We start from the raw sequence: 22618 nt of genomic DNA, 5'->3' as shown, positions 1-22618 counted from the left end.
CCGGCCCGCTAACCGAGCGCCCAGGCGACATCCCTGAGCAGGGCGTGCCGCCAGCCCGCCCGGTCGTGGCCCGCCGCCGACCGCGAGACCCGTATGGTCGCGCCGGATTGCCGGACCAGGCCCTCGGTCAGCTCGCAGTGGGGGAGCAACCACCTCTCGTGCTCGCCCACGTCGAACGCCACGCGCAGATTGGACAGGTCGGGGCGCTCGCGCAGGCGCGCGGCCATGGTGCCGCCGACCGGGCCGCCCATGGGGTCCGGCAGGTCCATGGCGTCGGGTGTCCACCAGAACGACCCCGACTGACAGGCGACGCGGGACACCAGGTCCGGGAACTCCAGCGCCGCGTACAGCGCGCTCAGCCCGCCCAGGCTCTGCCCGGCGACCACCAGCCGGTCCCAGCCGGCGGGTGCGCCGGACTCCGTCACCAGCGGCAGCAGTTCGTCCCGGATCGCCTCCCACAGCGCAGGGCCGCACCCGAACTCGGCCTCCCTGTCCTTGCTCGGCAGGAAGACGAGCGTGACGGCGGGCATCTCGCCACTGGCGACGGCCGAGTCGAACGCGGTCATGGCCGGGTGCAGATACAGCCAGTCGTCGCCGTCGAGCAGCAGGACCACGGGTCCGCCGCCCCCCACCGGGTGGACGCGCACGGTGCGCCGCCCGCCGAGCCGTTGGCTGTTCCAGCGGATCCGGTTGTGCGGGAGGGGCAGTACGGCATCGGCGCCGATGACGGGCCAGTACGGCTGGGCCGGGGCGTCCGGGGTCGCGGCGATGGACCGGTCACCGCCCGCGCCGACCGGGTTGAACGGGTCGGCGTGCGCCGCGTCGCCCGCGAGGAACTGGTAGGTCACCCGCAGCCGCGCGGGCATGCGTACCTCGGCGTACCAGCAGTCCGTATCACCCCACTGGCGCAGCGGGACCGGCTCCGACCAGCTCTCGAAGCCGATGCTCGCCGGAGACCCGCGCCACAGGAACAAGGTCGTCCAACCGCCGCCGTCGGCGGGCATCGACGCGGGTGTCCCCGCCGCCGCCCAGAACTCGTCGGTGCCGGGTGTGCCGGGCAGTCCGAACGCGGCGAAGGCGTTCTGTCCATCGGTCGCACTCAGGCGCATGAACGTCTCCTTGTGAGAGGGAAGGGACAAGGCTAAGCTCCTGTCAATTAGGCGAGGCTAACCTAAGTTTGACCTGTGAACCGCCCCGGCACCCAGGAGAGCTCCGGCAGATGCTCTGCACCAGACTGACGAACGCCCGCTTCCTCACCATGGACCCGGACCACCCCGTCGCCCACGACCTGGGCGTGTGGCGGGGCCGGATCGTGGGCCTGGACGACGCCGTCACCTCCCTGCCCGCCTGCGAGGTGATCGACCTGCAGGGCGCCACCGTGCTGCCCGGGTTCATCGACCCCCATGTGCACCTGGCCTGGACCGGGTTCAAGCAGAAGACCCCGAGCATCGCGGGGTGCACGCGGATCGACGAGGTGCTCGCCATCGTGGAGGAGGCCGTCACGACCCGGAAGAGCTCGCCCGGCGCCTGGGTGAGCATCGCCGGCTACGACCAGCGGGCCCTGGGACGCCATCTGACCGCCGCCGAACTGGACAAGGTCAGTCATGGGCGCAAGGTGTTCATGATGCACGACTCCGGGCACGGCTGCATGGTCAACTCCGCCGTTCTCGATCTGCTTCCCGCCGACACCCCGCACGAGAACGGCTTCCTCGCCGAGGGCGCCATGGGCGCCGCCCGCGCTCTGCGCCTCCCGTACTCTCAAGCGGAGCTGGCCGAGGCGATCGGCCGCGCCGCCCGTACATGCCTGGCCGAGGGCGTCACCGCCTGCGCCGAGGCGGGCATCGGCGGTGCCCTCTTCGGCCACAGCCCGGTCGAGCTGGGCGCCTACCAACTCGCCGGCGACTCCGGCCTGTTGCCACTGCGTGTACAGCTCATGGTCTCCGCCGACCGGCTGCGCCCGGTCGGCGCACACGAAGCCGACGGCATTCCCCGGGCCCTCGACCTCGGTCTGCGCACCGGGTTCGGCGACGACCGGCTCTCGGTGGGCGCGCTGAAGATCTACACCGACGGCGGCATGATGGCCCGGACCGCCGCGCTCAGCAGCCCGTACGAAGGGCTGGATCACATGGGCGAGCTGCAGGACGACCCGGAGGCGCTCGCGGACGCGATCGTGGACGGCCACCTGGCCGGGTGGCAGCTCGCCGTCCACGCGATCGGCGACCGCGCCGCCGACGTCGCCCTGGACGCCCTGGAACGGGCCCAGCGTCTCCGGCCGCGCCCCGACGCCCGGCACCGCATCGAGCACGCCGGACTGATCCGCCCCGACCAGCTCCCGCGCTTCGCGCGGCTCGGCATCAGCGCCGTCGTCCAGCCCAACTTCCTGCGCTACTTCGGCGACGACTATGCGGCGATCATGGGCGAGGAACGAGCCCCGTGGCTCTACCGCGGCAGGGCCTTCCTGGACCACGGCATCCCCCTCGTCGGCAGCTCCGACCGCCCCGTCACGGACGGATCCCCGCTGCGGGCCATCCAGTTCATGGTCGAGCGCACCTCCGAGTCCGGCCAGGTGATCGGCCCGGACGAGGGCATCACCCGAGACGAGGCCCTGCGGGCCTACACGGTCGCGGGTGCCGTCGCCTGCCGCTGGGAGGACAGACTGGGCAGCCTCACCCCGGGCAAGCTCGCCGACCTCGTCGTGCTCGGAGATGACCCCCGGCGGGTCGACACCTCGCGCATCGGGGACATCGAGGTGGTGGCGACCTACGTCGACGGCCGGGAGACCGGGACCCGCACCGGATGAGATGAGGCATGCCGAGGCGCTCACCGACCGGGCCCTCCGACCGTGGAACCGAGGAAGGAAAGCCTTGATCACGGCTACGCCACGCCCTGCACCGCTGCCGCACGCGCTCCTCGCGCCGACGTCCCGCGTGCGCGGCGCCCGTCCGGAGGACGCCGCCGCACTCGCCGAGCTGTCCCGGCCCTTCGTGCGTTCGGGGGCGCTGCGGGAGCGGCCTGTCTCGCGCTACGCGACCCGGGCGGCCGACTTCCTCGTGGCGGAGGCCGATGGCACCGTCGAGGGCTGCGTGGGCCTGCGCGTGCATCCCGCAGAACCGGGGGAGGGCCGCGGGCCCGCGGGCGTGGTGTACAACTTCTGCGTGGCCGGGCCGAGTCAGGGAAGCGGAGTGGGAGCCGGGCTGCTGCGCGCCACGCTGGCCAGGGCGCGCGCCCAGTCGCTCGGTGCCCTGTTCACGGCGACGACCGGCGGTGGCGGCCTGTTCCTCCGCCATGGATTCGCGCCCACGACGATGCGCCTGGCGCCTTCGCGCTGGGTGGAGTCGCTGGACCCCCGGCGCGATGCGCGGATCCTCGCAAGGACCCTGTGACCGCTCGCCCTGCGTGACGCCTGGGCCGTTTCGTTCCGGTTTCTTCGGCCCGGGCCATGAGTCCTTCCGCCGATTATGGCTGGTTTCTGGGCAGCAATGCCGTCACCTCCCTCAACTGGTGGGAGGACGGCGCGTCGCGGACGCGATGATGTCAGGCGGGACGACGTCCACCGCCGCCGCCGAAAAGGACTCTTTGACCATGAACACCACCCCCCGTATCGCGATCATCGGCGCCGGCCCCGGCGGCCTCACCCTCGCCTGCGTCCTTCAGGCCAACGGCATCGACGCGGTCGTCTACGAGCGCGATGCGGCCGATGCCGCCGGCTGCCAGGGCGGCACCCTCGAACTGCACCCCGAGTCCGGTCAGCACGCCCTGCGCGAGGCAGGACTGGAAAACGAGTTCTGGGCCCGAGCCCGCCCCACGGGCCTGGACATGAAGATCCTCGGCAAGGACGCCACGGTCCAACCCCAGGACGTCACCCCCGAAGACGACACGGGCTGGCCGGAGATGGACCGGTCCGCCCTGCGCGAGATCCTCCTCGATGCCCTCGCCCCCGGCAGCATCCGCTGGGGCCACGGCTTCGACCACGCCACCGCCCTGGAGAGCGGCCGCCACGAACTCCACTTCGACGGCGGCGCGGTGGAGAGCTGCGACCTGCTCATCGGCGCGGACGGCACCTGGTCCCGCGTCCGTCCGATGCTCACCGAAGTCGAGCCCGCATACTCCGGGATCAGCCTCATCGAACTCGGTGTCCCCCAGGCCCACCGCACCCAGCCGGCCTTGGCCACGCTCGTGGGCCGTGGCAGCATGTTCGCGCTGCAGGACGACAAGGGCCTGATAGCGCGCCGCGGCGGCGATGGCCGCCTGCGCATCTCCATCGCCTTCCGCGTTCCCGAGAACTGGCTCACCACCAACGGCATCCCCTACGACCGGCCCGAGCGGGCGCGCGCCGCGATCCTGGAGCACTTCACCGATTGGGCCCCGCAATTGACGGACCTGGTCCGCCACTGCGATGACACGATCGTGCCCCGCTCCGTCTACAGCCTCCCCATCGGCACCAGCTGGCCGACCACACCGGGAGTCACCCTGCTGGGCGATGCCGCCCATGGCATGCTGTCATCCTGCTGGGGCGCCAATCTCGCCATGCGGGACGCTGCCGACCTCGCCCGAGCCGTCATCGGGGCCGGTGACGACCTTACGGCGGCGATCGCAGCGTATGAGAAGACGATGCGCGAGCGTGCGGCGTCCATGGCCAGGGAGCTGAAAGGAAGCCTCGACGGGGGTGCCGATCCGCACGGCGTACGCAAGATCGGCGACTTCTTCGGGCGGATGACCGCCCCAGGGCAGCGGAAGAGCCGGTCGGCGTCCTCGACCGAGGGGGAACAGCAGCCGGTTGCGACGGCTCGTCCCACCAAGATCGACCTGAACCTTCTGGTCCCGCTGAACGCGCTCCTTGCGGAGCGCAGTGTCACCAGGGCCGCTGAGCGGGTCTTTGTCAGCCAACCCGCGATGAGCACGGCACTGGCGAAGCTGCGGCGGCACTTCAACGACCCGCTGCTGGTCAGGGCCGGGCGCGCGATGGTCCTCACCCCGCTCGCCGAGTCACTGGTCGACCCGGTCAAGGAACTCATGGGCGGGATGTACGAGGTCCTGGACCGTACGGATCGGTTCGATCCGGTCACCAGCGCCCGAACCTTCAACCTGGTCGCCGATGACTACGTGACCGCAGTGATGCTGCGTCCATTGCTCAGCGAGCTCAGCGAGCTCAGCGAGGTGGCCCCGGGCGTGCGGATCAGCGTCACCGGGGTGCACCCCGGTATGTTCGACCGGTTGCGCCGCGGGGAGACCGACCTGCTGATCTGGCCGCCGAACGTGCTGACCGACGAGCTGACGTCGTTCTCCCGCGCCGATCTGCCTCCGGACGAGCTGGTCGCCGTTGTTGACGGTGGCCACCCAGATGTGGGCCCGACCCTGAGCCTGGAGGAACTCGGCGCCCTGCCCCATGTCAGGATCGGCTCACAGTCCATGCCGCTGTCGGGCCTCACCTTGGGCGACTGCGGCGTAACCGACCGGACAGTGGCGGTGAGCGACACTTTTGCCGGCGCGGCCTCCATGGTGTCCGGCACCCGGATGGTCGCGGTCATTCCCCGGCGGCTCTTCGAGCGGCTGGGGAATCCCATGAGCCTGCGGGCGGTATCTCTGGAGCCGGCGGGGGAGTTGACGGAAGCGATGTACTGGCATCCCAGGAACACCGCGGATCCGGCGCACCGCTGGCTGCGGGAGCGTATCCAGAAGATGGCGTCACAGTTGTGATCCCACGGCTCCCACGGCTCCCGCGGTCGGCGGGCTGACCGGGCACCGGCGCTGGGTCGTTTGCGTAATTGGCCCGGTATCCATGGCGCGGATGGTCTTGATCGATACCAGTTGCCTTCCGGGCTCTCCACGAGCTGATTAGCGTCTCCGTCGAAGGCGGCGACAACCTGTCGCCGCCCATGACTCGGCGATGGGCCCGGTTTTGCCCAGCAGCATTCCGCTCGCATGGGAAGGATCTTCCGGGCACATTCCTCTCGCCGCTTGTCCTGTCCCGTGGGGAGGAAAGGTTGGCTGTGTCCGTCGCGCCTTCCGCGAGCGCTCACGCCTCGGCGCCGATCGCGATCACGGGTATTGCCTGCCGTCTGCCCGGTGGCCGGAGCCCGGAGGAATTCTGGCGGTTGCTCAGCGCCGGGCGCCATGCGATCGGCGAGACCGCGCACGGTCGATGGAGCGCCGAACAGGCCGTCGAGCACGGCGGCTTCCTCTCCGAAGTGGCCCACTTCGACGCCGAGTTCGCCGGAGTCACCGCGGCCGAGGCGGCCGCGATGGACCCGCAGCAGCGGCTTGCGCTCGAACTGGCCTGGGAGGCGATGGAGTCCGCACGGTTCGTGGCGGACCCCCTTCGTGGCGGCCGATCGGGTGTGTATCTGGGAGTGTCGTCCGACGACTACGCGGCCCTCATCCGTGCCCGTGGCGCGGCGGAGGACCGCTACACCCTGACGGGTACCCACCGCTCCATGACCGCCAACCGGGTGTCGCACCTGCTGAGGCTGGGCGGGCCGAGCATCACCGTCGACTCGGGACAGTCCTCCTCCCTCGTGGCGGTGCACCTGGCCTGTGACAGCATCCGCCGTGGCGAGGTCGACCACGCCTTCGTGGGTGGCGTCAACCTCAATCTCGCCCCGGTCTCCGCCAGGGCCGTCGACGCGCTCGGCGTCCTCTCCCCGGACGGTCGCTGCTACACCTTCGACGAACGGGCGAACGGCTACGTGCGCGGCGAGGGCGGCGTGATGATCGTGCTGCGGCCGCTCGCCGACGCGCTGGCGGACGGCAACCGTATACACGGCGTGATCCTCGGCAGCGCGGTCAACAACGACGGCGCCGGTCAGGCGGATCTGACCACACCGGACCCCTCCCTGCAGACCGATGTGCTGCGCGCCGCCTGCCGGGCCGCGGGCGTCGAACCCGATGCCGCGCAGTACGTCGAGCTGCACGGCACCGGGACCAGGGCCGGCGACCCGGTCGAGGCGGCCGCGTTGGGAGCGGCACTCGGCTCCGAACGGCCGGAGGGCGCGCCCCTGCGCGTCGGCTCGGTGAAGACCAACATCGGTCACCTCGAAGGCGCGGCCGGAATCACCGGGCTGCTCAAGGTGGTTTTGGCAATCACCCACCGCCTGCTGCCCGCCAGCCTGAATTTCGCCCGGCCCAACCCGGCGATCCCGCTGACCGAGTTGAACCTGCGGGTACAGACCGAGACCACCGCGTGGCCGGAAGAGGAGCGGCCGCTGGTGGCGGGGGTCAGCTCCTTCGGTATCGGCGGCACCAACTGCCATGTCGTCCTCGCCGAGCCGCCCTCCGTCGAGCCGCCGCCGTCCGGTACATCCTCGGCAGTGACGCCGTGGGTCCTGTCCACCCGTACCCGACAGGCGCTGCGCGGCCAGGCGGAACGCCTCCTCGACCACCTCGACCAGCACGATCTGCCGACCGCCGACGTCGGATACTCGCTGGCCACCACGCGCACGCTGCTCGAACACCGCGCCGTGGTCTTCGATCGGGAGGAGCTGGCGGCGCTCAAGGAACAGCTGCCGGGACCCGTGCTCGGTACGGCGGGGGAACCGGGGCGCACGGTCTTCGTGTTTCCCGGTCAGGGCTCCCAGTGGTCCGGTATGGGGCTGGCACTGCTGGAGGAGTCGGCGGTGTTCGCGGCACGGATGCGTGAGTGCGCACGGGCCCTGTCCCGGTTCGTCGACTGGGATCTGTTCGATGTGCTGCGCGCACCGATGACCGGCGACGATGTCGTGCAACCTGCCACCTTCGCGGTCATGGTGTCGCTGGCCGAACTGTGGCAATCCCACGGAGTGCTGCCGGACGCGGTGATCGGGCATTCGCAGGGCGAGATCGCCGCCGCCTGCGTCGCCGGAGCGCTCAGCCTCGAGGACGCCGCACGGGTCGTGGTGGCGCGCAGCAGGGCTGTCGAGGCGATCAAGCACCGGGGCCGCATGGGCATGGTCGCCCTGCCCGCGGCCGAGGTCGAGCCCTTGCTGCCGCAGGGTGTCACGATCGGTGCGGTCAACGGCCCGCGTTCGGTCGTGGTGTCCGGTGACACCGAGCCGGTGCGGGAGCTCCTGGAGTCCCTGTCGGCCCGGGGCGTGTGGGTGCGCACGGTGCCGATCGACTACGCCTCGCACTCCCCGCACGTGGACGACATCCGGCCGGCGCTGCTCGCTGAGCTGGCCGCCGTTCGCCCCGCCCGCTCCGCGGTCCCGCTGTTCTCCACCGTCACCGGGGACTGGATCGACGGTACCGGACTCGATGCCGACTACTGGTGTCGCAACCTGCGGGAGACCGTGCGGTTCGAAACCGGTGTGCGTGCGCTGGAAGCCGAGGGGTTCAGCGGGTTCGTCGAGTGCAGTCCGCACCCCGCCCTGGTGATGCCGGTTCAGGAGACCACCGGGTCCCAGGCCGTCGTCGTGGGTTCGCTGCGTCGTGACGACGGCGGTCTCGGGCGCTTCCTGCGATCGGTCGCCGAGGCCCATGTGCGGGGAGTGGAGGTGGACTGGCGGCCCGCCTTCCCGGACGGACAGCCGGTGGATCTGCCCACGTATGCGTTCCAGCGCAGCAGGTACTGGCTCGACGAACCGACACATGAGCCAGAGGCGAGGACACCGCGGGCGTCGCGGCGTACGGAGGAACAGCGGCGTGCCGCCGCGTTGCGGCTGGTGCGCGAGCACGGGGCCGCGCTGCTCGATCGGGACGACCCGGAGTCGCTGGCGGTGACCGAGTCGTTCCGCGACCTCGGCTTCGACTCGCTGACCTCCGTCGAACTGCGCAACCGGCTCGTCGCGGCCACCGGCGTAGCGCTCTCCTCCGCCGTGCTGTACGACCATCCGACCCCCGCGGCGTTGGCCGCCCACCTTGCCGCCCTGCTGGACGGTGAGCGTCCCCGGGCCGTCCAGGCGACGGTCGCCACCGTCGCGACGGACGATCCCATCGCCGTCGTCGCCATGAGCTGCCGGCTCCCGGGCGCGGTGACCTCGCCCGAGGACCTGTGGCACCTGGTGGCGGAGGAGCGTGACGCCATCGGCGGGTTCCCCACCGACAGGGGCTGGGACCTCGCCGATGGCAGCACCGCCACTCAGGCGGGCGGATTCCTCGACGGCATCGACACGTTCGACGCGGCCTTCTTCGGCATCTCCCCGCGCGAGGCCACGGCGATGGACCCCCAGCAACGCCTCCTGCTGGAGGGCACATGGGAGGCGCTCGAACGGGCGGGAATCGTTCCCGAGAGCCTGCGCGCCACCCGGACCGGGGTGTTCGTCGGCGCCAGTGCCCAGGACTACGGGCCGCGCCTGCACGAAGCCGCGCATGGCGCCGAAGGGTTCCTGCTCACCGGCACCAGCGCGAGCGTGCTGTCCGGCCGGGTGGCCTACACACTCGGCCTGCGGGGGCCCGCCGTCACCGTGGACACCGCGTGCTCGTCCTCGCTGGTGGCCGTGCATCTCGCCGTACGGTCGCTGCAGCAGGGGGAGTGTTCGCTCGCCCTGGCCGGCGGTGTGACCGTGATGTCGACCCCGGGCATGTTCGTGGAGTTCAGCCGTCAGGGCGGACTCTCACCGGACGGGCGCTGCAAGGCGTTCTCCGCTCAGGCCGACGGCACCGGCTGGGCCGAAGGGCTGGGCGTTCTCGTCCTGGAGCGCCTCTCCGACGCCCGGAGCAACGGACACGACGTCCTCGCGGTGATCCGCGGTACCGCCGTCAACCAGGACGGGGCCTCCAACGGGCTCACCGCGCCCAGCGGACCGGCGCAGGAGCAGGTCATCCGGCAGGCCATGGCCCAGGCCCGCCTGCTGCCGGACGATGTCGACGTGGTCGAGGCACACGGCACGGGCACCGTGCTGGGCGATCCGATCGAGGCGCACGCCCTTCTCGCCACCTACGGTCAGGACCGGGAACAGCCCCTGCTGCTCGGCTCGCTCAAGTCGAACATCGGCCACACGCAGGCCGCCGCCGGGGTCGCCGGGGTCATCAAGATGGTGCAGGCCATGCGGCACGGCATCGCGCCGAAAACCCTGCACATCATCGACCCGACCGCACACGTGGACTGGTCGGCGGGAGCGGTGCGGCTGCTGACCGAGGCCACACCCTGGCCCTCGCGCGGCCGTCCGCCCAGAGCCGCCGTCTCCTCGTTCGGCATCTCCGGGACCAACGCACACCTCGTCATCGAGGGCGTCCCCGCGCCCGGGCCGGACCGGACGCCCGACACCGGCAGCACCATGCCGCTGCTGTTGTCCGGGCACACCAGGCAGGCGGTGGTCGACCAGGCACGGCGACTGGCCGTGGCGCTGCCCGGGGCCGGGCTGGACGACGTCGCCCTCTCGCTGGCCACCACCCGGCAGCACCAGCGGCACCGCGCGGTCGTCGTCGGCGGGGACCGCGACGCGCTCCTCGCCGGGCTGGGCTCCCTCGAGGCTGATGACGTGTGCACGGCCTCGGCGGGTCCACTCGCCTTCCTCTTCACCGGTCAGGGAAGCCAGCGCAGCGGGATGACGGCGGAACTCCACGCGCGGTACCCGGTGTTCGCCCAGACCTTCGAGCGCGTGTGCACCGGATTCGACGAGCACCTGGATGCCGGGCTGAAGGCCGTGGTGTTCGACGGATCGGATCTGCTCGACCGGACCGTCTACACCCAGGCGGCGCTGTTCGCGGTGGAGGTCTCCCTGTTCCGGCTGGTCGAGAGCTGGGGACTGCGCCCCGACTACCTGGTGGGGCACTCCATCGGCGAACTCGCCGCCGCGCATGTGGCCGGTGTGCTCGACCTGGCCGACGCCGTGACGCTGGTGGCCGCGCGGGGCAAGCTGATGCAGGCGCTTCCGGGCGAAGGCTGTATGGCCGCGATCGCCGCGACCGAGCAGGAGGTGCTGACCCAGTTGCCGGGGGCGGACGGGTACGCGGAGATCGCCGCCGTCAACGGGCCGCGGGCCGTGGTGATCGCCGGAGACGAGCGGGCCGTCACCGGGCAGCTTCGCCACTGGGAGCGGCAGGGGCGGCGCACGCGCAGGCTGCGGGTCGGGCACGCCTTCCACACCGCACACATGGAGCCCATGCTGGCCGACTTCCAGGCGGTCGCGGAAAAGCTGACCTTCCACGCACCGGCGATCCCCATCGTGTCCAACGTGACGGGCACGATCGCGAGCGACGAAGAGATGTGCTCCCCGGATTACTGGGTGCGGCATGTGCGCGCGGCCGTGCGGTTCGGCGACGGCGTGCGGTGGCTGTACGACCACGGCGTCACGGACTTCCTGGAACTCGGGCCGGATGCCGTGCTGACGACGCTCGGGCCCGAATGCGTCGACGGGGATGCGCGGTTCGTGCCCGCGTTGCGCCGTGACCGCTCGGAGGTGGCCACGCTCACCGAGGCCGTATCAAGGCTCTACGCACACGGTGTCGGCCTGGACTGGGGTGCCGTCTTCGACGGCACCCCGGCACGACGCACACAGCTTCCCACCTATCCGTTCCAGCGCAGGCGCTACTGGCTGGACCAGCCTCCCGGCGCCGGCTCCTCGCCGGGCGCGGTCGGGCTGCGCCCGGCCGGGCATCCCCTGCTCGGCGCGCGGATCGCGCAGCCCGACGGCGATGGTGTGGAGTTCACCGGTGTGCTGTCCACGCGCACCCATTCGTGGCTGGCCGACCACGTCGTGGGCGGGACCGTGCTCGTACCGGCCACGGCCTTCCTCGAGATGGCCGTGCACGCCGGTGGCGTGACGGACTGTCCCACCGTCGAGGAGCTGGTGATGACGGCGCCGCTCGCCCTGCGCGCCCACGAGACCGTGGAACTCCGGGTGGGCGTGGGGGAGAAGGACGCCGACGGACGCCGTGCGCTGAGTGTGCACTCCCGGCCGGTGGACGGCGATGCCGAGTGGACACGGCATGCGACCGCCGCCCTCGTCCCCGCATCGGCCGCCCCGCAGCGGGTCCTCGGCCACTGGCCGCCGGTGTCCGCCGTCGAGTTGTCCACGCAGGACCTCTACAGCGGTCTGGCCCTGTGCGGGCTGGAGTACGGTCCGCGCTTCCAGAACGTACGACGCATCTGGCGGGCCGGCGACGAGGTGATCACCGAGGTCGAACTGGACCTGGACCTCGCCGGGCGGGCCGGTGAGTTCGCCCTGCATCCGGCGCTGCTCGACGCGTGTCTGCACGGCGCCGGCGCGCTCGGGCTCTTCGGCGGTGCGAAACTGCCGTTCTCCTGGCAGAAGATGGCCGTCCATGCCACCGGGGTCGCCGCCGCTCGGGTGTACACCAGACGTACCGGCGAGGACGCGGTGTCGCTGCGGATCACCGACACAGCCGGAGGGCCGGTCGCCGACATCGAGGCGCTGAGTGTCCGCACGCCCGGTCCTGTGGTGCACGACGATCCGTTCCTGAAGGTGGAGTGGGTTCCGGTCACTCCGGCGTCCACGCCATCCCGTGTCGCCGTACCGGACGACGGAGATCTCTTTGGGTGCGCGGGGGAGGGTCCGGACCTCGTGGTGGTGCGGGTGTCCTCGGAGACGGACCGGACCTTGCCCGGCACCGCCCATGCGACGGCCGGCCGGGCGCTGGAGCTGGTGCGCGCGTGGATCAGCGACGAGCGGTTCGCCTCGGCTCGGCTGGTACTGGTGACCCGGTCGGCGGTGGGCACCCGGGAGGGCGAGGAGGTCCCGGGCCTGGCCCAGTCCCCGGTGTGGGGTCTGGTGCGTTCCGCGCAGCGTGAGCATCCCGGCCGGTTCGTCCTGCTCGACCTGGACGCCGACGTGGAGGCGGCGCGGCCCCTCCTGGACGTACTACCCCTGGACGAGCCGCAGTTGGCGGTGCGTGCGGGCACACTCCTCGCCCCCCGGCTGACGCGGGGGCGCAGGCCCGCCACCCTCCGCGGCTGGAACCCCGACGGCACCGTGCTGATCACCGGCGCGTCCGGAGGGCTCGGCCGGCTGGTCGCCCATCGGCTGCTCGCCGAGCACGGCATGCGCCACCTGGTGTTGGCCGGCAGGCGGCCGGTGGACGTGGCGGAGTTGGGTCCCGGTGTCAGCTGGCGGTCCTGCGACGTCGCCGACCGCGACGCGGTGGCGGGGCTGCTGGCCTCGATCCCGGACGAGCGTCCGCTCACCGCGGTGGTGCACGCGGCAGGCGTCCTGGATGACACCGTGCTCTCCGGGCTGACCACCGAGCGGCTGTCATCGGTACTGCGTCCCAAGGTGGACGGGGCCTGGCACCTCCACGAGTTGACCCGGGACCTCGACCTTGACGGGTTCGTGCTGTTCTCCTCGGCGTCCGGCATCCTCGGTGCCGCCGGACAGGCGAACTACGCCGCCGGGAACACGTTCCTGGACGCCCTGGCCCAGCATCGTGCGGCGCAGGGGCTGCCCGCCACTTCGCTGGCCTGGGCCCCGTGGGAGCAGACGGGCATGGCCGGCGACTTGTCCCGTACCGACCTCGACCGGCTGGCGGACATCGGCATGCCCACCCTGTCCACCGAGGACGGCCTGGCGCTGTTCGACGCCGCGCTGCGACTGGACACCCCGCTCCTGGTGGCGGTGGGCCGCACAGCAGGACAGCCGCGGCCTGCGTCCGACCACCCGGGGCCACTGCTGCGCGGCCTGGTCCCGATGGCGTCGAGGGCACGGCCCGAGCGGGACGCCTCCCCCCTCGACCTGGTGCGGCGGGAACTGGCCGGCTGCCTCGGGCAGAGCCCCGACGAGGCGATCGACCTGGACCGTGGCTTCCGGGAACTGGGTGTGGACTCCTTGATCGCGGTCGACCTGCGCAATCGGCTCAACCGGGTGGCCGGGCTCGCGCTGTCCCCCACGGTCGTCTTCGACCACCCCACCCCGAACCGGCTGGCCGCCCTGATCGCCCAGAAGATGGCGCCCGCCGAACCGGAGCCGGTGGACGAGGCGGCGTTGCGCAGGGCGCTGGCCACGCTGCCGGTGGCACGTCTGCGCGCCGCCGGTCTGCTGGACGCCCTTCTCACGCTGGTGGCCGAACCGTCCGCCCATGCCGCGCCCCCGGCCGACATCGACCCACCGGACGGCCTCGACGGGCCGGACAGTGCCGACGTACTGGACGGCCTCGACGAGTTGGACGGCCTGGACGAGCTGGACGCGGACGAACTGGTCAGGCTGGCCCGTCGCAGCCTGGAATCCTGAGCGAGCCGGAGACGACACCGATGAGCGAAACAACCGCTGCCGCGGTCACCGAGGCGTTGCGCGACAGCATCCGTGAGGTCCAACGGTTGCGCAGGAAGAACCACGACCTCACCGCCGCCGCGCGCGAGCCCTTGGCGATCGTGGGAATGAGTTGCCGCTATCCCGGTGGCGTCCGCTCGCCCGAGGACCTGTGGGACCTGGTCGAGCGAGGCGGCGACGCCGTCACCGGGTTCCCGGTCGACCGGGGCTGGCGGCTGACCGAGCTCTTCGACCCGGACCCGGCACACCCCGGGACGTCCTACTGCAGCCAGGGCGGATTCCTGCACGACGCGGGCGGGTTCGACGCCGAATTCTTCGGCATCGGCCCGCGAGAGGCCCTGGCCATGGATCCGCAGCAGCGGCTGCTGCTGGAGGCGTCCTGGGAGGCGCTGGAACGCACCGGACTCGTACCGGGCACCCTGCGCGGCAGCCGCACCGGAGTCTTCGCCGGAGTGATGTACCACGACTACGGGCCGCCGCTGGAACATACCGCCGGCGCGGTCGACGGGCACCGGCTGACCGGCACCACCGCCAGCGTGCTGTCCGGCCGCATCGCCTACACCCTCGGGTTCGAGGGGCCGGCGGTCACGGTGGACACGGCCTGCTCCTCGTCGATGGTGGCGATGCACCTGGCCGCGCAGTCCTTGCGCAGCGGTGAGTGTTCGCTGGCGCTGGCCGCGGGTGTCACCGTCATGGCCACGCCCGGCACCTTCGTGGAGTTCTCCCGGCAGCGGGCGCTGTCCCCGGACGGCCGGTGCAAGTCCTTCGCCGCGGCGGCCGACGGCACGGGCTGGTCCGAGGGGGTCGGGGTACTCGTACTGGAGCGGCTGTCGGACGCGCGTCGCCACGGCCACCGGGTGCTGACCCTGATCCGGTCGACGGCGGTCAACCAGGATGGCGCGAGCAGCGGGCTCACCGCTCCCAACGGTCCGTCGCAGGAGCGCGTGATCCGCGCCGCGCTGGCGGGCGCCGGCCTGTCCCCGGCCGATGTGCACGCCCTCGAAGCACACGGCACCGGCACCAGGCTGGGCGACCCCATCGAGGCCCAGGCCGTGCTGGCCACCTATGGACAGGACCGCCAACATCCCCTGCTGCTCGGCTCGTTGAAGTCCAACATCGGCCACACCCAGGCCGCGGCCGGGATCGGTGGCGTCATCAAGATGGTGATGGCCCTCCAGCACGAGCAACTGCCCAGGACGCTGCACATCGACCGGCCCTCGCCGCTGGTGGACTGGGACAGCGGCGCGGTCCGGCTGCTCACCGACCCCGCGCCCTGGCCGGACACCCAGGGCCCGCGCCGCGCCGCGGTGTCCTCGTTCGGCATCAGCGGCACCAACGCCCACGCCATCATCGAGCAGGCCCCCGTGGCCGAACCGGCGGCGCCTGTGTCGGCCACGGCGCCGCTGATCCTGACCAGCGTGCCGCTGGTGGTGTCCGGACGCACGCCCGAGGCGCTGAGGGCGCAGTCCGTCCGGCTGTCGACCACGCTGACCGACGACGCCGACCTCACCGCGGTCGGCGCCTCGCTCGCGCTCGCCAGGTCCGCGTTCGAACATCGCGCCGTGCTTCTCGGCCGGTCGGCGCGTGAGCTCCGTACGGGGCTGGACGCACTGGCCCGCGACGAGCCCACGTCGACGACCACGCGCGCCACGGCAGGCCCACGCAAGGTCGTATTCGTCTTCCCGGGACAGGGCCCGCAGTGGGCGGGGATGGCGGTGGACCTGCTGACGACCTCGCCGGTCTTCGCACAGGCGATGGCCGACTGCGAGCGCGCGCTGACTCCCCATGTGGACTTCCAGCTCACCGACGTGGTGCGTTCCGGGGAGTTCGAGCGGACCGAGGTCCTGCAGCCGGTCCTGTTCGCGGTGATGGTCTCGCTGGCGGCGCTGTGGAAGTCCGTCGGGGTGGTGCCGGACGCGGTGATCGGCCACTCGCAGGGCGAGATGGCCGCCGCGGTCGTCGCGGGCGCGATGTCCCTGGAGGACGCCGCCCGTGCGGTCGCGCTGCGCAGCAAGGCCATCGCCGAGGGCCTGTCCGGCCGTGGCGGCATGCTGTCGATCAACCTGCCCCTGGACGAGGTCCGGTCCCGGCTGGAGGGCTTCGAGCGGGTGAGCGTGGCCGCGCTCAACGGCCCCACCTCCACCGTGGTCGCGGGCGATCTCCCCGCGCTCGCCCGGCTGGAGTCCGCCCTGTCGGAGGAGGGAATCTGGTCGCGGCGGGTGCCCATCGACTACCCGTCCCACTCCGCCCACGTCGAGCCGATCCGGGAGCGGGTGGAGGAGCTGCTCGCCCCGGTCCGGCCGGCCGCCACCTCGACGGCGTTCATGTCCACCGTGACCGGCGACTGGATCGACCCGGCCGAGCTGACCGGTGAGTACTGGTACCGCAACCTTCGCAGGCCCATCCAGTTCGAGCCGGCCACCCGCGCCCTGCTGGCCGCCGGTTTCGACACCTTCGTGGAGTGCAGCCCGCATCCGGTGCTGCTGGTCGGCATCCAGGAGATCATCGACGACGTCGGCGCCGGGGCGGCGGTTCAGGGCACCCTCCGGCGTGGGCAGGACGAGTCCGACTGCTTCCTCGGCTCACTTACTGCCCTGCACGCGCACGGCGTCGCGGTCGACTGGGCGAGCGTGTTCGCCGGGGCCGGACACGGACACGTCGATCTGCCGACGTACCCCTTCCAGCACCGCCACTACTGGCTGCCGAGCGGCAGTGCGGCGGATGTGCGGACCGCGGGCATGACGGCAGTGGACCACCCGCTGCTGGGCGCCGCGGTGCGCTTGGCGGACCACGGTGACACGGTGTTCACCGGTGTGCTGTCCGTCGGTGCGCATCCGTGGCTGGCCGACCCCGCCGGGGCGCATGCCGCACTGCTGGAACTGGCGGGGCACGCCGCGGCCGACGCCGGTTTCGACCGTGTCGATGTCCTGCGCCAGGTGGACCCGCCACGGCTGCCCGACTCCGGCGTCCTCCGTGTCCAGGTGCGCATCGGCGCCGACGGCGCCATCGACGTGTTCTCGCAGCCGGACGAGGAGACCCCGTGGACCCGCAACGCGACGGCGAGCGCCGGCGTCGCATCCCCGGACACGGGTGCCGGTCTCGTGCAGTGGCCACCGGCCGACGCCGAAGAGGTGAGCCCGCCGGACGGCTCATCCCCCCTGCTGGGGCGGGTCTGGCGGGCCGGTGGAGAGCTGTTCGCGGAGGCCGGCCTGGAGCGGGAGAGCGAGGCGGAGCCGTATGGTCTGCATCCGGAGCTGGTCGGTGCGGCGCTGAGCCTGGTGGCGGCCGAGGACGAAACCCCCGTCCTGTGGCACGGCGTACGCCCGCACGCCGTCGGTGCCGCATCGGTCCGCGTCCATCTGCTGCCGCTCGGCGAGCACACCTACGCGATGCGGATCGCGGACGGTGCCGGTCAGCCCGTGTACACCGTCGAGTCCGTGACCCTCGCGGCGGTGGACACCGCGCGGGTCCGGCACCACACGCCGCTCCACCGACTGGAGTGGACGGTCACACGGCTGCCCTTCGCGGAAGCGGGCCGGTGGGCCCTGGACGGTGGGGACGAGCACGGGCTCCGCGCCGTCCACCCCGGCATCCAGCGGTTGCCCACGGCGGACGGACAGGCGGACGTGGTGCTCGCAGCCTTCGGGCCCGGCCACGAAGGGGCGGACATCGCCGCCCAGGCACGCGAGGCCACCTCGCGAGCGCTGGACCTCCTCCGGTCCTGGCTCGCCGAGGAACACCCCGCCGACGCGCGGTTGGTGTTCCTCACCCGCCGGGCCGTGTACGGCAGCACGGAACTTCGTGATACCGCCCAGGCCGCGGTGTGGGGGCTGGTGCGCACCGCGCAGACCGAACACCCGGACCAGTTCGTCCTCGTCGACCTCGACGGCACCGAGGCGTCCTCGCGCGCCCTGCCGGGCGCGCTCGCCTCGGGTGAACCGCAGATCGTCCTCACCGAGGGAAGCGCTCGGGTGCCCCGGCTCGTCGCCACGCCCACCGTGGCCGGCACCCCGCGGGCCCTCACCGGAACAGCGCTGATCACGGGCGGAACCGGTGCGCTGGGATCACTCGTCGCCCGACACCTCGTCGCCGAGTACGGGGTACGGCACCTGCTGCTCACCAGCCGCCGTGGCGAGACCGCCAAGGGCGCCGCCCGACTCCGTACCGAGCTGGAGTCCCTGGGGGCCGAGGTCACCATCGCGGCCTGCGACGCCGCCGACCGCGACGCACTCGCCGCACTGCTCGCGTCCATACCCGCCGACCGGCCGCTGACGGCCGTCGTGCACGCGGCCGGAATCGTCGACGACGCCGTGATCACATCGATGACGGACGATCAGGTGGCACGGGTGCACCGCCCGAAGGTGCAGGCCGCAATCAACCTCCACGAACTGAGCACGGGCGCCGACCTCCAGGTCTTCGCGCTGTTCTCCTCGTACTCCGGACTCGTGGGCAACGCCGGACAGGGCGCCTACGCGGCAGCCAACGCCTTCCTCGACGCCCTCGCACAGACCCGGCGCGCACAGGGCCTTCCGGGCGTGTCGATGGCCTGGGGCCTGTGGGACGACCGCGGCGGTGTGACCGCCCACCTCGACGCGGACGACCTCGCGCGACTGGCCCGTGCCGGGATCGATCCGCTGACCGCGGACCACGGACTGGCCCTGTTCGACATTGCACTGCGCGCCGATCACCCGGTGACGGCACCGGTGCGGCTGAACCTCTCCGTGCTGCGCGCACAGGCGGGCGCCGGCACCCTGCCCGCCCTGCTGCGCGGGCTGGTCAGGGCCCCGGCGCGACGGGCGTCCGGTACCTCGGCACAGCAGCCCTCCGCGTTGGCGGAGCGACTGCGCGAACGCCCCGAGTCCGAGCGGCCGCGACTCCTGCTCGACGTGGTCCGGGACGAGGTGCTCACCGTGCTCGGTCACACGGAGTCCGGCGCGCCGGACATGACGCGCCCCTTCCGTGACCTGGGCTTCGACTCGCTGGGCGCCGTCGAGCTGCGCAATCGCCTCGGCGTGCGCACCGGGCTGAAACTGCCCACCACCGTGGTCTTCGACCATCCGAGCCCGGCTGCGCTCGCCGAGTATCTGCTGGCCGAACTGCTGGGCGTGGCAGCCGAGTCGGTGGAGCGGCAGACGGCCGTGGTCGCGACCGGCGACCCCATCGCGATCGTGTCGATGGCCTGCCGTTTCCCCGGCGGTGTGTCCTCCCCCGAGGACCTGTGGCAGGTGCTCGAAGAGGGCCGTGACGTGCTGTCGCCCTTCCCCGACAACCGGGGCTGGGACCTGGAGCGCCTGTACGACGACGATCCGGACCGGGCGGGCACCAGCTACGCCCGAACGGGCGGATTTCTGTACGACGCCGACCGCTTCGACGCCGCCTTCTTCGGCATATCCCCGCGCGAGGCGCTGGGCATGGACCCGCAGCAGCGGCTCGTGCTGGAGTCCGGGTGGGAGCTGTTCGAACGGGCGGGCATCGACCCCGCGGCCCAGCGCGGCACCCGGTGCGGGGTGTTCATGGGCACCAACGGCCAGGACTACGGCACCGGGATCGACACCGGCGCCCTGGACGCCGAGGGCTACCTGCTCACCGGGACCGCGGCCAGCGTGCTGTCCGGGCGACTGTCCTACACCCTGGGCTTCGAGGGACCCGCGGTCACCGTGGACACGGCCTGCTCCTCCGCGCTGGTCGCCCTGGACGCGGCGGCGAAGGCGCTGCGCGCCCGGGAGTGCTCGCTCGCGGTGGCAGGTGGCGTCACCGTCATGTCCACACCGAACGCCTTCGTCGAGTTCTCCCGGCAGCGCGGACTGGCCCCTGACGGGCGCTGCAAGGCGTTCGCCGCGGCGGCGGACGGCACCGGATGGTCCGAGGGAATCGGCCTTCTGCTGCTGGAACGCCTCTCCGACGCCAGGAAGAACGGCCACCAGGTGCTGGCCGTGGTCAGGGGTGCGGCCGTCAACCAGGACGGCGCCTCCAACGGTCTGACCGCGCCGAACGGGACCGCCCAGCAGCGCGTCATCCGGCAGGCGCTCGCCGACGCCCGGCTGGCCCCCTCCGAGGTGGACGTGGTCGAGGCACACGGCACCGGAACGGCGCTGGGCGATCCGATCGAGGCCGGCGCCCTTCTCGCCACCTACGGCCAGGACCGCGAACAGCCCCTGCTGCTGGGCTCGGTGAAGTCCAACCTGGGCCACACCCAGGCCGCCGCGGGCGCCGCCGGGGTGATCAAGGCGGTGCTGGCGATGCGGTACGGCGTCGTGCCCGGGACGCTGCACGTCGATCAGCCCACCCCGCATGTGGACTGGTCGGCGGGCGGGGTGTCCCTGGTGACCGAGCCGACGCCGTGGCCGTCGGCCGACCGGCCCCGCCGGGTCGGCGTCTCCTCGTTCGGCATCAGCGGCACCAACGCCCACACCATCCTCGAACAGGCCCCCGCCGAGACCGCGCCCGCGCCGACGCCTTCCACGGTGTGCACCCCGGTGGTCCCGTGGGTGCTCTCGGCCCGCGGCGCGGCGTCCTTGCGGGCCCAGGCCGCCCGCTTGCACTCCTGGCTGACGGACCGCGCGGACCAGGACCACAGCCCGGCCGATGTCGCCTGGTCACTGGCGACCGGCCGCTCGCTCATGGGGCACCGTGCGGTGCTGGTCGGCGGCAGCCGCGAGGACCTGCTGGCCGAACTGGGCCACCTCGCCGACGGCCACCTCACAGACGGCGTCGGTCAGGCCCGGCCACAGCGGCTCGCCATGGTGTTCTCCGGACAGGGCAGCCAGCGGCCGGGCATGGGACGTGGGCTGTACCGTGCGTTCCCGCAGTACGCGGCGGCGTTCGACGCGGTGTGTGCCGAGTTCGACCGCCACCTCGCACTGCCCCTGCGCCACGTGGTCCTCGGCGCCGACGACGAGGTACTCGACGAGGAGATCCTCGACGACGAGGTGCTCGACCGCACCGAGTACACGCAACCGGCCCTGTTCGCCATGGAGACCGCCCTGTTCCGGCTGATGGAGCACTGGGGAGTCGCTCCCGATCTGCTCCTGGGGCATTCGATCGGCGAACTGACCGCGGCGCACGTCGCCGGTGTCCTGTCGCTGCCCGATGCCTGCGCGCTGGTCGCCGCGCGGGGCCGGCTGATGCAGGCCCAGCCCGCGATCGGGGCGATGGCCGCGATCGAAGCCTCCGAGGAGGAGATCCGGGCCGACCTCGGCGCCGGCGTGGAACTCGCCGCCGTCAACGGGCCGTCCGCCGTGGTGATCTCCGGGGACGCCGACGAGGTCGACCGTGTCCGCGAGCACTGGCGCTCGACCGGACGCAGGACCAGCAGGCTGCAGGTCAGCCACGCCTTTCACTCCGCACACCTGGACGGCATGCTGGACGAGTTCCGTACCGTCGCCGAGAACATCCGCTACCGTGCGCCGGCCGTTCCCGTGGTGTCGAACCTGACCGGCACGGTCGCGAGCGACGGGGAACTGTGCTCCCCGGAGTACTGGGTGCGGCACGCGCGCGGCTGTGTCCGTTTCGCCGACGGGGTGCGCGCGGCCGAGGCCGACGGCGTCACCGCGATCCTGGAACTCGGACCCGACAGCACCGCCGCCGGCATGGCCGAGGACAGCCTGGCCGATCCCGCCTCGACACTCGTCGTGCCCGCGCTGCGCCGTCACCGCGGTGAGGTGTCCGCGCTGACCGGAGCGCTCGCCGACCTCTCCGTGCGGGGTGTCACCGTCTCGTGGTCCTCGGTCCTGGCCGGTCGCGGAGGCAGGCGCGTCGACCTGCCGACCTATGCCTTCCAGCGGGAGCGCTACTGGCCGGCGCGCGACGTGGGCGGGAAGTCTGCCGACGCCGCGAGACCGCAGTACGCCACGGATGTCCTGGAGCCGGATGAGGGTGAGCCACGTGACGGCGAGCCACACCACGTTCCGCAGCCCGCGCTCACCGAACGGCTGGCACCCCTGACCCGGCCCGAGCGGGTCGGCCTGCTGCTGTCGATCGTCCGCCAGGACATCGCGAAGGTGCTGGGCCACCGCACCCTCGCCGAGGTGGAGCCCACGGTGTCGTTCGCCGAGATGGGCATGGACTCGCTGGCCGCCGTCCGTCTGCGGAACGTGCTGGCCAGGCGCACCAGTACCGAACTGCCCACCGCCATGACGTTCGACCATCCCAGTGCGGAGGCGCTGGCGGAGTACCTGGCCACCGTCGTCCTGCCCGATGACCGGCAGCAGGTCGACGCCGTCTTCCGCCGCCTCGACGACGTGGAGGCGGCACTGCCCGCCGTACGGGCCGACCGCGCGGCGCGCTCCCGGCTGGCCGCCCGACTGCGGAGCCTCAGCAGCCGACTCGACGACTCCGGCGAGCTGGACGAGGTGGACGGCGTCCCCGACGACGAGCTGTTCCGGCTGATCGACGAGGAGTTGGAGCTGTGAATGTTCGCCTGTGCGACCGGCCCGGTGTCCGTGGCCGCGCTACCCGGGCGCCCGGCTTCGACGCCGCGC

General features: G+C 72.2%; 6 protein-coding genes. 5 read left to right on the top strand and 1 reads right to left on the bottom strand.

Annotation, left to right across the window (positions count from 1 at the left end; all coding sequences use genetic code 11):
- Positions 1-8 precede the first annotated feature (8 nt).
- A complete protein-coding gene (locus ACFYOY_RS28250; RefSeq protein ID WP_388590368.1) occupies positions 9-1109 on the bottom strand; it encodes an alpha/beta hydrolase-fold protein in 1101 nt (366 codons plus the stop codon).
- Positions 1110-1219: 110 nt separating this feature from the next.
- On the opposite strand from ACFYOY_RS28250, the gene ACFYOY_RS28245 reads away from it, so the two are divergent.
- From ACFYOY_RS28245 to ACFYOY_RS28225, 5 genes are all read left to right on the top strand, one after another.
- The gene (locus ACFYOY_RS28245) at positions 1220-2800 is read left to right on the top strand and encodes an amidohydrolase (protein ID WP_388590366.1); all 1581 of its coding nucleotides are present in this window, start codon (positions 1220-1222) and stop codon (positions 2798-2800) included.
- Between the two features lie 64 nt (positions 2801-2864).
- Positions 2865-3383 carry a GNAT family N-acetyltransferase gene (locus ACFYOY_RS28240; RefSeq protein WP_351890034.1) on the top strand — a complete coding sequence of 173 codons (519 nt, stop codon included), beginning with the start codon at positions 2865-2867 and terminating at the stop codon, positions 3381-3383.
- 199 nt (positions 3384-3582) lie between these two features.
- The gene (locus tag ACFYOY_RS28235) at positions 3583-5697 is read left to right on the top strand and encodes an FAD-dependent monooxygenase (protein WP_351890029.1); all 2115 of its coding nucleotides are present in this window, start codon (positions 3583-3585) and stop codon (positions 5695-5697) included.
- A gap of 293 nt (positions 5698-5990) precedes the next feature.
- Positions 5991-14099 carry a type I polyketide synthase gene (locus ACFYOY_RS28230; RefSeq protein ID WP_388590364.1) on the top strand — a complete coding sequence of 2703 codons (8109 nt, stop codon included), beginning with the start codon at positions 5991-5993 and terminating at the stop codon, positions 14097-14099.
- A gap of 20 nt (positions 14100-14119) precedes the next feature.
- A complete protein-coding gene (locus ACFYOY_RS28225) occupies positions 14120-22549 on the top strand; it encodes an SDR family NAD(P)-dependent oxidoreductase (protein WP_388590362.1) in 8430 nt (2809 codons plus the stop codon).
- Positions 22550-22618 lie beyond the last annotated feature (69 nt).

It is taken from the genome of Streptomyces sp. NPDC007875, assembly GCF_042868035.1.
Classification (GTDB): domain Bacteria; phylum Actinomycetota; class Actinomycetes; order Streptomycetales; family Streptomycetaceae; genus Streptomyces; species Streptomyces antimycoticus.
The sequence above is the reverse complement of the archived record's forward strand: the minus strand, read 5'-3'. Positions and strand labels throughout refer to the sequence as shown.